Source organism: Tepidamorphus gemmatus (assembly GCF_004346195.1).
GTDB lineage: Bacteria > Pseudomonadota > Alphaproteobacteria > Rhizobiales > Tepidamorphaceae > Tepidamorphus > Tepidamorphus gemmatus.
In genome coordinates this window covers 1-11,033 of sequence record NZ_SMAK01000022.1, presented here as the reverse complement: position 1 = coordinate 11,033, position 11,033 = coordinate 1, and the positions used below count along the sequence as shown (strand labels likewise).

The 11,033-nt window shown below is 69.3% G+C and carries 11 protein-coding genes; 10 read left to right on the top strand and 1 reads right to left on the bottom strand.

Annotated features, from left to right (window positions below; genetic code table 11):
• Positions 1-71: 71 nt before the first annotated feature.
• On the bottom strand, positions 72-857 hold the full coding sequence (locus EDC22_RS17650) for an isocitrate lyase/PEP mutase family protein (protein ID WP_132808049.1): 786 nt from the start codon (positions 855-857) through the stop codon (positions 72-74).
• A 276-nt stretch (positions 858-1,133) separates the two neighbouring features.
• Here EDC22_RS17650 and EDC22_RS17645 point away from each other — a divergent pair, with 276 nt between their 5' ends.
• The 10 genes from EDC22_RS17645 (at position 1,134) to EDC22_RS17605 (ending at position 11,001) form a co-directional block, all read left to right on the top strand.
• On the top strand, positions 1,134-2,291 hold the full coding sequence (locus EDC22_RS17645; RefSeq protein WP_132808047.1) for a transporter substrate-binding domain-containing protein: 1,158 nt from the start codon (positions 1,134-1,136) through the stop codon (positions 2,289-2,291).
• A complete protein-coding gene (locus EDC22_RS17640) occupies positions 2,288-2,893 on the top strand; it encodes an ANTAR domain-containing response regulator (RefSeq protein WP_132808045.1) in 606 nt (201 codons plus the stop codon). Before EDC22_RS17645 ends, EDC22_RS17640 begins: the two co-directional genes overlap by 4 nt.
• 230 nt (positions 2,894-3,123) lie before the next feature.
• Positions 3,124-3,993: a nitrilase family protein gene (locus tag EDC22_RS17635; RefSeq protein ID WP_281048307.1), complete on the top strand. Its 870-nt coding sequence runs from the start codon at positions 3,124-3,126 to the stop codon at positions 3,991-3,993.
• An 85-nt stretch (positions 3,994-4,078) separates the two neighbouring features.
• Complete coding sequence (locus EDC22_RS17630) at positions 4,079-5,203, top strand: substrate-binding protein (RefSeq protein WP_132808053.1); 1,125 nt, start codon at positions 4,079-4,081, stop codon at positions 5,201-5,203.
• Positions 5,204-5,273: 70 nt separating this feature from the next.
• A complete protein-coding gene (locus tag EDC22_RS17625) occupies positions 5,274-6,110 on the top strand; it encodes a branched-chain amino acid ABC transporter permease (RefSeq protein ID WP_132808043.1) in 837 nt (278 codons plus the stop codon).
• A gap of 133 nt (positions 6,111-6,243) precedes the next feature.
• The gene (locus EDC22_RS17620) at positions 6,244-7,929 is read left to right on the top strand and encodes a branched-chain amino acid ABC transporter ATP-binding protein/permease (protein WP_132808051.1); all 1,686 of its coding nucleotides are present in this window, start codon (positions 6,244-6,246) and stop codon (positions 7,927-7,929) included.
• Positions 7,926-8,633, top strand: coding sequence for an ABC transporter ATP-binding protein (locus EDC22_RS17615; RefSeq protein ID WP_132808041.1), 708 nt, complete (start codon positions 7,926-7,928; stop codon positions 8,631-8,633). Before EDC22_RS17620 ends, EDC22_RS17615 begins: the two co-directional genes overlap by 4 nt.
• 8 nt (positions 8,634-8,641) lie before the next feature.
• The gene (locus tag EDC22_RS17610) at positions 8,642-9,400 is read left to right on the top strand and encodes a DUF1028 domain-containing protein (RefSeq protein WP_245499829.1); all 759 of its coding nucleotides are present in this window, start codon (positions 8,642-8,644) and stop codon (positions 9,398-9,400) included.
• 9 nt (positions 9,401-9,409) lie between these two features.
• Positions 9,410-9,607 carry a hypothetical protein gene (locus tag EDC22_RS17990; protein ID WP_165926968.1) on the top strand — a complete coding sequence of 66 codons (198 nt, stop codon included), beginning with the start codon at positions 9,410-9,412 and terminating at the stop codon, positions 9,605-9,607.
• Positions 9,604-11,001: an amidase gene (locus tag EDC22_RS17605; RefSeq protein ID WP_132808039.1), complete on the top strand. Its 1,398-nt coding sequence runs from the start codon at positions 9,604-9,606 to the stop codon at positions 10,999-11,001. The genes EDC22_RS17990 and EDC22_RS17605 overlap by 4 nt, the downstream gene beginning before the upstream one ends.
• Positions 11,002-11,033 lie beyond the last annotated feature (32 nt).

Sequence of the window (11,033 nt, the reverse complement as noted above, 5' to 3'; positions counted from 1 at the left end):
GGTGCGCGACTACGCGCAACTCACCGCCGTCGCCGAAGCCCTCATCACCATCGCCGCAACCGCCACGCTGCTCAGAAGATGGCAGTGACCCTTCTTAAACACGCTCTGAGCGCCGTGTACAGCCGCTCCGCCATCGCCGCGACCGCGTAGGAGAGGGCGACCGGGAAGGCGACGACGGCGTAGCCGATCTCCTCCAGCCGGGCGGCCGGCAGCAGCGGCGTCATGCCGCCCTCGATGTTGTTGGCCATGGAGGGGGCGGGGATCTCGGTGCAGATGCGGCGCATGTCCGCCTCGCTGCGCGGTGCCTCGACGAAGATCATATCGGTGCCGACCTCGCGGTATAAGCAGGCGCGCTCCATCGCATCGTCGAGGCCGTTGACGGCGAGCGCGTCGGTGCGGGCCATGATCAGGAGGTCGCCGTCGACGCGCGCATCGAGCGCCGCCTTCAGCTTGGCGACCATCTCCTCGGCCGGCACCACCGCCTTGCCCGGCATGTGGCCGCAGCGCTTGGGGAAGACCTGGTCCTCGATGAACAGGCCGGCGACGCCGGCCCGCTCATAGGCGCGCACGGTGCGGCGGACATTGGTGACGTTGCCGAAGCCTGTATCGCCATCGGCGAAGACGGGGATGGAGATGGTGTCACAGATGCGCGCGTAGTGTTCGGCCATCTCGGCGAGGCCGAGTTGCGATGAATCCGGTTCGCCCAGCAGCGCAGCGGTGCTGGCATAGCCGCCGCAGGTGATCGCCTCGAAGCCGGCGCGCTCGGCGACACGCGCGGTCAAGGCGTCTTGGACACCGGGCAGGACGAGGATCTCGGGCGCTTCGACAAGCTGGCGCAGGCGGGTGGTTGGTCTCATGGCGTATTCTTCGTATACTGTTTCGCCGATAGTGGCTGCCTGCTCCGGCGAGCGCAACCCGCCCGAGCGGTCCGGCGGCCGGAATGGCCCGGGGCGGGGCGCCGGAGGGCCAATATCCGGGCGCGGCGCGCGAACGGGCTTGGCTGTTCCGGGGCTTCCGTTTCCTGCCGCGCGATGCCGAAGCATCCCGTTCCTCCTGCAGCAGGGGCGTTGACTTTACCGCGCGATTGGCTTCGTTCAGCTTCGGTACTGGCCCGGCGGGGATGATGACGAGCGATGAGAGGGACGACGGACGAGGCCTGGCGGGTCGGGCTGCTGTTTTCTCGGGGGGGAGTCACGGGCCTGTCGGATTCCGAGCACTTCTACGGCGCGGCTCTCGCGATCGAGGAGGTGAACCGGCGCGGCGGCGTCCTGGGGCGCCCGATCGACGTCGTCGCCTATGACCCGGCCTCCGATCCGATCCTCTACCGCGACCACGCCGAGCGATTGATGACCGTCGACCGTGTGCCGGTTATCTTCGGCTGCCACACCTCGGTCGGCCGCAAGGCGGTGCTGCGCACCATCGAGCGGCGCAACGGCGTGCTCTGGTATCCTTCCATGTACGAGGGCTTCGAGTATTCGCCCAATGTCATCTACACCGGCGCGATCGCGAACCAGTGCGCCTTTCCGCTGATCGATTTCCTGTTCGCGGAGTATGGCAGCCGGTTCGCCCTCGTCGGAGCCGAGTACATCTTCCCGCGCGAGATGAACCGCGTGCTGCGCGACCTGATCGAGGCCAGGGGCGGGGAGGTGCTGGACGAGACGTACCTGCCGCTCGCCTCGGAGGATTCCCAACTCAAGGCCGTCGTCTCCCGGATCACCCGGTTGCAGCCCGACGTCGTCATCTGCACGCTGGTGGGCGCGAGCGGGCGACGGCTCTACCGGATGTACGACGAAGCCGGCATCGACCGGCGCCGCCGGCCGATCGCCAGCCTGACGATGGCCGAATCCGAGATCAGGGAGATCGGCGCGGAGAGATGCGCCGGACACATCACCTCGGCAGCCTATTTCAATTCGCTCGAGCTGGACGCCAACCGCCGGTTCGTGGCGGCGTTCGAGGCGCGGTTCGGCCCCGAACGGATCGCCAGCATGTGGAGCGCAGCCTCCTATGCACAGGTGCTGCTGTTCGCCCAGGCGCTCGAGGTGGCCGGAACCCTCGACGCCCAGCGGCTCGTCGACGCGGTGCTGGGAACCTCGATCGAGGCGCCCGAGGGCACCATCCTGATCGACGCCGACAACAACCATGCCTGGCTGACGCCGCGCATCGGGCGGGTCGGCGAGGGCGGCCGGTTCGACATCGTCTGGGAGGCACCGGAGCTCGTGCGGCCCGACCCGTACCTGGCGGTGTCCGCCATCGAACCGCAGGATCGCAACGAGGCGGTCCGGGTCCGATGAGCGCGCAGGACCGGCGGATCATCGACCTCCTGCGCGCGACGCGCGCCGTCGTGCTGCATCCGGCCGATCACGACCGCGAGACGCTGGAGGGGCAGCTTCGCCGCATCGGCTGCGAGGTGCATTCGGCCTGGCCGCCGCCGAGCGATCTGCCGCTCGGCGCCGACGTCGTGTTTCTGCTGGTCGACCCGCCCCAGGAGCCGAACCTCCCCTGGATGATCAGCGAGGCCGGACCGACCATCGTCGCGATCATCGAGTACGAGAACCCGACCGTGCTGCGCGCCCTGATCGACAGCAACGCGCACGGCGTGGTGGTGAAGCCGCTCAGGCCGTTCGGCATTCTCTCCAGCCTCGTCCTCGCCCGGTCGCTGCACGGCTACAGCCGCCGCATCGAGAAGAAGGTGAAGAAGCTCGAGGAGACGATGAAGGCTCGCCGCGACGTGGAGAAGGCGGTGAAGATCCTCGCCGATCTGCGTGGCGTCCCGGAAGCGCAGGCCTACGAGATCATCCGCGCCCAGGCGACGCGCAAGCGCGTGTCGATGTCGCAGGTGGCCACGGCTCTGATCGGCGCACAGGACGTGCTCAAGGATTCGGCGCCGGACTAGCCGAAACTTGGGCAGTTCGAAGCAATTTTGGGCAGCGGGTGTGTTGACCGTTTTCGCCCTTGACAGTCAATCCACTTTGTCAATTCAATGACGCTGTAAACGGCATCCGGATGGCTGCCGAAACATCTGGCTGGGAAGCCTCTGACTTGCGCGCGATTGCGGGCAGTCGGGGGCTTTTTTGTTTTGCGCGTGTTCAATACACGCCACGGGAGACGTGCGTCTTGACTGCAATTGCCCCTGAGAACCGGATCGGCATCGCCTGCATCCAGATGGAGCCGGTCATCGGCGACAAGGACGCCAACGTCGCCAAGAGCCTGGAGCGCATCCGCACGGCGGCGGGGATGGGCGCCCGGCTGATCGTGCTGCCGGAACTCGCCAACAGCGGCTACGTCTTCGCCTCGCGCGAGGAGGCGTTCGAGCTCGCGGAACCCATCCCCGGCGGACCGACGACCGCGGCCTGGGCAGACATCGCCGCCGAACTCGACGCCTACATCGTCGCCGGCATCGCCGAGCGGGACGGCGACCGCCTGTTCAACAGCGCCGTGCTGGTCGGTCCGGGGGGGTACATCGGCAGCTTCCGCAAAATCCACCTGTGGTGCGACGAGAACCTGGTCTTCGAGCCGGGCGACCGGGGATTCCCGGTATTCGCCACCCCGATCGGCCGGATCGGCATCGCCATCTGCTACGACGGCTGGTTTCCCGAGACCTTCCGTCTGTGTGCGCTGCAGGGCGCCGACATCGTCTGCGTGCCGACCAACTGGGTGCCGGTTCCCGGCGAGGAGCGGGACGGGCAGGCGATGTCCAACATCCTGCACATGGCAGCCGCCCATTCGAACTCGATCTACATCGCCTGCGCCGACCGGATCGGCGTCGAGCGCGGACAGCCCTTCATCGGGCAGAGCCTGATCGTCAGCTACACCGGCTGGCCCGTGGCGGGGCCGGCCAGCCGGGACCGGGAGGAAATCCTGTTCGCCGAGGTGGACCTCGGCGATGCCCGCCGCGCGCGGAACTGGAACGATTTCAACCAGGTGCTCCGCGACCGCCGGACCGACGTCTATGAGGAGATGCTCGGCTCGGGCGCGCGGCGCGGCTGGTACTGAATCGCCAACGACACTCGCCAACAGAGAGGACTGGAACATGAGGTTCGTTCAACGCCTGCTGATCGGCTGCGGGATCGCCGCGACGATGGTAACCGGAATGGCCGGCGGAGCACTCGCCGCCGATCCCATCAAGATCGGCATCCCGGTGGGGCTGAGCGGCGCCAACAGCGTGGTCGCGCCGTCGGTCGTGCAGTCGGCGGAACTCGCCGCCGAGGAGATCAACGCCGCCGGCGGCATCCTCGGCCGGCAGATCGAACTGGTCGTCGCCGACGACGCGTCGGGGGCGCAGGGCGCCCAGCGAGCCTTCGACAGCCTGGTCTTCCAAGACAAGGTCGACGTGCTGATCTCGATGGAGACGAGCGCGGCGCGCAATGCCGGCCTGCCGATCGTCAATCGCGGCAAGGTCCCCTACATCTACACCTCGTTCTACGAGGGCAAGTCCTGCTCGCCGTGGATGTATGTCAACGCGTGGGTGCCGGAGCAGCAGGTGGCGCCGATCGTCGATCACTTCATGAAGGAGTTCGGCGCCAAGACCTTCTACCTGGTGGGTAGCGACTACGCCTTCGGACGCGGCATGCTGGAGTTCACCCGCTCCTACGTGGAGGCGAACGGCGGCACGGTGCTCGGTGAGGAGTACCTGCCGATGGACGGCTCAGACTGGACCGCGATCATCTCCAAGCTGAAGGCGGCAAACCCCGACGCGCTGATCACCTCGACGGCAGGCGGCGCGCCGAACGTGACGCTGACGAAGCAGCTGCGTGCCGCGGGCGTCACAATCCCCTACGGCAATCTGGCGGTCGATGAGGGGACCGCGGCCACAATGGGTGCCGACGCCGAGGGCATCTTCATCGCCGCTTCCTATCTGACCAGTATCGACAGCCCGGAGAACAAGGCCTTCCTCGCCGCCATGGAGAAGAAGTTCGGCGCCGACCTGAAGACCCCGAACGATCTCTCGGTGCCGCAGTACGAGGCGATCTACCTCTACAAGGCGGCGGTGGAGAAGGCCGGCTCGACCGATCCCGAGGCCGTCATCAAGGCGCTCGGCGAGGTTTCCGTGCAGGGTCCGCGCGGCCACATCCAGATGAACAAGCAGCGTCACACGCCGCTGACGATGTATCTCGGCCAAGTCAGGGCTGACGGTTCAGTCGATGTCATCGCGACCTTCGAGAACGTCGATCCGGGCGACCAGTGCCCGCAACTCGCCAACTGATATCCTGGCCGGGGCGGCCGAGCCGCCCCGGCACCTTCCTTCCGCCCCTCACGGCACCGGGACAGACGCGATGACCGTCCTCCTGCTCGACATCGTCACGTCCGCCGCGATCCTGTTTGCGGTCGCATCGGGGCTGATGATCATCCTGGGCGTGATGAAGCTCATCAACTTCGCGCACGGCGCCTTCCTGACCGTCGGCGGCTATGCCGCCTACATGACGACGGCGCAGGGCCTCGATCCCTGGCTCGCCGCGCCGCTCGCCGCCGTGTTCGGCTTCGGCGCGGGGCTGATCGTCGAGCGGCTGATCGTGCGCCCGCTCTACGACCGGCCGCTCGACGCGATCCTCGCGACCTGGGGGCTCGGCATCGTCATCGGCCAGGTGATCACCCTGGTGTTCGGCCGCAGCGTGCAGTTCGCCGCGAGCCCGCTCAGCGGCACCATTCCGCTGCTCGGGGCCGACTATTCCGCCTACCGGCTGGCGGTGACGGTGATCGCGATCGGCCTCGGGCTGGCGCTCACCGCGCTGCTCTATTTCACCCGGTTCGGGCTCAATGCCCGCGCGGTGATCATGAACGAGCCGTTGGCGCGGGGCCTCGGCATCGACAGCGTGCGGGTGAGGGCGATGACCTTCGGTCTCGGCGCCGGGCTCGCCTGCGGGGCGGGCGCGCTGATCACGCCGCTGCTCGCGGTCGACCCGAACATGGGGCTGCCCTGGCTGGTCAACTCCTTCATGCTCGTGCTGGTCTCCGGCGTCTCGTTCCCGAGCCTGGCCGCCGCCGCAATGCTGCTCGGCGGGGCGCAGGTGGTGGTCAGCACCTATGTCAGCCCGATCGTCGGCGGGCTCACCATCGTCGTGCTCGCGGCGGTGATCCTGCGCATCAATCCGAAGGGACTGAGCCGTGGTTGACCGTCCGGCGGAGGAGGGCATCGCGCGGGAAAGGACCGGGTTCCGCTTCTCGCGCGTGCACCGAAGCGCGATCCTCGGTGGCGTCGTTGCGCTGATCGCGGTGGCGGCCGGGCCGTTCGTGCTCGACACCTACATGATCAACATCCTGATCCGGGCGCTGCTGCTGGCCGCGCTGGTGATGACCGTCGACATCCTCTGGGGCTATACAGGTATCCTGACCTTCGGGCAGTCGGCGTTCTTCGGGATCGGCGCCTATGCCTGCGGGCTGGTGTTCACCCACTACGGTTTCGGACCCGGATGGGCGCTGGGGGCGCTGGCGATCGGTGTCCTCGTGGCGGTGGTCGTGGCGGTGCTGGTCGGCTGGCTCGCATTCTTCCACGGGGCATCGCCGCTCTACGCCTCGATCGTGACGCTGGCGCTGCCGATCGTCGTCACCCAGCTGATCTTCTCCGGCGGCCGGTTCACCGGCTCGAGCAGCGGCCTGTCGGGCTTTCCGACCTACTACTGGGACCTCGAGATCTGGTTCTGGCTCGCCGGCGGCTTCCTGGTGATCGTCGCCGTTTTCGGCTGGATGTTCGTGCGCTCCGACATGGGCCGGGTGCTGGTGGCGATCCGCGAGAACGAGGATCGTTGCGCCTATCTCGGCGTGCCGGTGTCGCGCATCAAGATCGGGCTGATGGCGGGCGCCGCCGCGATCGGGGCGGTGGCGGGGTTCGGCTACGCCGCCTTCACCAACGTCGTGGCGCCGGAACTCGCCGGGTTCCTGCTCGGCACCGAACTGCTGATCTGGACCGCGCTCGGCGGGCGCGGGACGCTGATCGGGCCTATCCTGGGCGCGATTGGCATCGACGTCATGTCGTCCTACCTGTCGGGCAGCCTGCCGTTCCTGTGGAAGCTGATGGTCGGCATCGCCTTCGTGGTGGTGATCGTGGCGCTGCCGCAGGGACTGGCGCCGCTGATCGGCGGACTGGTGCGCCGGATGACCGGATCGCGCGCCGAGGCGCCGCTGCCGCTCTCCATCGTGCCGACGCCGCCGCGTGCGGCGGGGACGGGCGTTGGCAGCGACGCCGCGCCGATCCGGATCAATGACCTCGTGCGCCGCTACGGCAGCCTGTCGGTGCTGAACGGGGTCAGCTTCGAGGGGCGGCGCGGCGAGATTCTCGGCATCGTCGGGCCGAACGGTGCCGGCAAGACCACGCTGATGCGCTGCGTGAGCGACGGCGGCGAGCGTACCCGCGGCCAGGTCGCGATCAACGGCGTCGATATCGGCCGCGGCGCGCCGCAGACGGTCGCGGCGCTCGGGGTGGGACGCAGCTTCCAGAATACGAGCCTGTTCGATTCGCTTACTGTCGGGGAATGCCTGCAGCTCGCACGCTACCGGATCGACGGGGCGCGGATGCTCGACCGCAGCGACGAGGTGCACCTGCCCGAGCCGGCCCGCGACATCCTGAAGGCCACCGGGCTCGACCAGCGGCTCGGCGAGGAGACGCGGCACCTCTCGCACGGCATGAAGCGCGGGCTGGAGCTGGCGATGGTGCTGGCGACCGAACCCTCGGTGCTGCTGCTCGACGAGCCGACCGCGGGCCTGACCAAGGCCGAGCGCACGGCCATCGGCGACGTGCTGACGAGGCTCGCCCGCGACTTCAACCTCTGCATCCTCCTTATCGAGCACGATCTCGACTTCGTGCGCGGCATCAGCGGGCGGATCGTCGTACTGCACCAGGGCGCGCTCCTGATGGAGGGGACGGTCGACGAGGTCGTCAATTCCGATCTGGTCCGCGCGGTCTATTCCGGCGAGAGCGCGGGGCATGTGGCATGAGCAGCGGGCTGCTGACGCTCGAGGGGTTGACCAGCGGTTACGGCTCCGCGCCGGTCGTGCAGGATGTCTCGCTGTCGCTCGCGCCGGGCGAGATCCTCGCCGTACTCGGCAAGAACGGCATGGGCAAGTCGACGCTTCTGAAGACGATCATGGGATTCCTGCCGGCAATGTCCGGCCGCATCGGCTTCGACGGGGCGGACGCGACCGGGCGGAAACCGTTCGAGATGGCGCGCATGGGGATAGCCCACGCGCCGCAGGAATACACGCTGTTCCAGGATCTGACGGTGGCCGAGAACCTGCGCCTCGGCGTTTCCGACGATCGCACGTTCCGGGAGCGGCTGGAGGATGTCGCGGCGCTGTTCCCGCGCATCATCGAGCGGCAGAAGCAGCGGGCGGGAACGCTCAGCGGCGGCGAGCAGAAGATGCTGCTGATGTCGCGCGCGCTGATCGCCCGGCCGAAGCTGATGCTGATCGACGAGATCTCCGAAGGGCTGCAGCCGACGATGATCGAGCGGATGGCCGACGCGCTCAGGCGCACCCGCGCGCAGACCGGGGTCGCGATCCTGCTGGTCGAGCAGCATCTCGCCTTCGCCCTGTCGGTCGCGGACCGCTATGCGGTGCTGAAGCTCGGCGAGATCGTCGAGCAGGGCAGGGCGGGCGATGCCTCGGCGGCCGAGACGCTGGCCGGCCACCTGAAGGTGTGAGGCGAAGGGTGCGGAGGAGCGGGCGCCTGGAAGTCAACACGTTCTCGATCGTCGGCCGCTGCCGGCGCACCGGCGAGCTCGGCGTCGCGGTCGCCTCGGCGGTGCCGGCGGTCGGCGCGATCTGCATCCATCTGGTGCCCGGCGTCGGCGCGGCCTCGAGCCAGTCCTGGGTCAACCCCTATCTGGCGATCGACACACTCGACGCGATGGCGGGTGGGAAGAATGCCGCCGATGCGCTCGCTGCCGCGATCACCGCCGATCCGGCCGCCGAGCTTCGCCAGATCGGCGTGATCGGCACGGGCGGCCCGGGTGCCGCCTTCACGGGACTGGCCTGCACCGCCTGGCACGGGCACCTGACCGGTCCAGACCACGCGGTGCAGGGCAACATGCTGACCGGGCCCGAGGTGACCGGGGCGATGGCCGCCGCCTTCGCCGCCGATCCCGGCCTGCCGCTCGAGGAGCGGCTGATGCGGGCACTGGAGGCGGGGCAGGCGGCAGGCGGCGACAGGCGCGGACGGCAATCGGCGGGCCTCGCGGTGATCGGCGCCGAGGCGTTCCGCCGGGTGGACCTGCGGGTCGACGACCATTCCACCCCGATCGCTGAACTCAGGCGCGTGCTCGACGTCGCCTCGGCGCAGCTCGCCCCCTTCGTCGCCGGGATGCCGCGGCGCGGCGCGCCCGCCGCCCCGGCGCCGCGCGAGGTCGTCGACCTGCTCGCCCTGTCGCCGCCCGACCGTCCCGGCGGCGGCGGATCGCGGACCCCCTGAGGAGGCGCCATGACGGACACGGACGAAATCCTGGACACCTCTCCCGACACGGAGGTTTCTCCCCATGCCGACGATGGCCGCGCGGCCGAGATCGCGGCGGCCTACGCGGCGATCCGCGCCGAGATCGAGGTGCTGCGCGGCCTCGATCTCGGCGAGACGCATCCCGCCGTCATCTTCCGCCCGATAGCCAGGCAGCCCGGACGATGAGCCTCGACACGCCCTGGGCGCTGCCGATCACCGCGCTTGCCGAGGCGACCCGCGCGGGACGCCTGAGCCCGGTCGATCTGCTCGATGCCTATCTCGACCGCATTGCGGCACTCGACGGCCGCTACCACGCCTACGTGCACCTGTCGCAGGCGGCGCGGCAGGCGGCCGAGGACGCGCAACGGGAGATCGCCGCCGGTGGCTGGCGCGGACCGCTGCACGGCATCCCGATCGCGGTCAAGGACAACTACACAACCGCCGACATGCCGACCCGTGCGGGTTCGGCGCTGGCCGATGCCGACCATCCGTTGCGCGACGGCGCCGCCGTCGCCCGGCTCAGGGCGGCCGGCGCGGTGCTGATCGGCAAGACCCGCATGCACGAGTTCGCCTGGGGCATGGAGACGCCGCCGGCGCGCAATCCCTGGGACGACGCGCGCACGCCGGGCGGCTCCAGCGGCGGATCGGGCGCGGCGGTGGCGGCGGGGCTGGCGGCGGCCGCGCTCGGCTCCGATACCGGCGGCTCGATCCGCATCCCCGCGGCGCTGTGCGGCGCGGTCGGGCTGAAGCCCACCTTCGGCCTGATCGGCCGCAGCGGCATCATCCCGCACTCCTGGTCGCTCGACACCGCCGGCCCGCTCGCCTCGTCGGTGGCCGACGCCGCGATCCTGGTCGCGGCGATGGCCGGTCCGGACAGCGATGACCCGGCTGCTAGCGGCAGGACCTGCGACGACTTCGAGGCGGCGCTGGCGGCGGGCGCCGGCGGCATGAGGGTCGGCGTCTGCCGCAACCACTTCTTCGAGGCGCTGCAGCCCGATGTCGAGGCGGCGGTCGAACGGCAGATCGAGCGGCTGGCAGCGGCCGGCGCCGACATCGTCGAGTTCGAGATCGCCGAACTCGCCCACGGGCTCGGCGCGATCTTCGCGATCGAACTGTCCTCCTCGACCGCCTATCACGCCGGGCGGATCGAGGCGGGGACGACGGCGCAGATGCAGCCGGACGTGCAGCTGCTGGTGGAGATGGGACGGCTGGTCACGGGTCCGGACTACATCCAGGCCGAGCGCTTCCGCCGGCGCCTGTGCGAGCGCTTCGCTGAAGCGTTCGAGGCTGTCGACGTGGTGGTCGGCCCGACGACGCCGCTGACCGCCTGGCGCAGCGGCGAGACCAGCGTCGAGCTCGGCGGGCGGACCGAGAGCGCGCTCGCCGCCTCCTGGCGCTTCACCTATCCCTGGAATCTGATCGGCGCGCCGGCGATCAGCATCCCCTGCGACCTCGACCGGCAGGGCCTGCCGATCGGCCTGCAGATCGCCGGGGCTCCCTTCGACGAAGCGTCCGTCATCCGCTGCGCGGCGGCGTTGGAAGCGGCTAACGGCTTTCCGCCGCGTGCGCCGGCGGCCTGATCTGACCGGCCAGCTGAATCAGCCGGATCGGG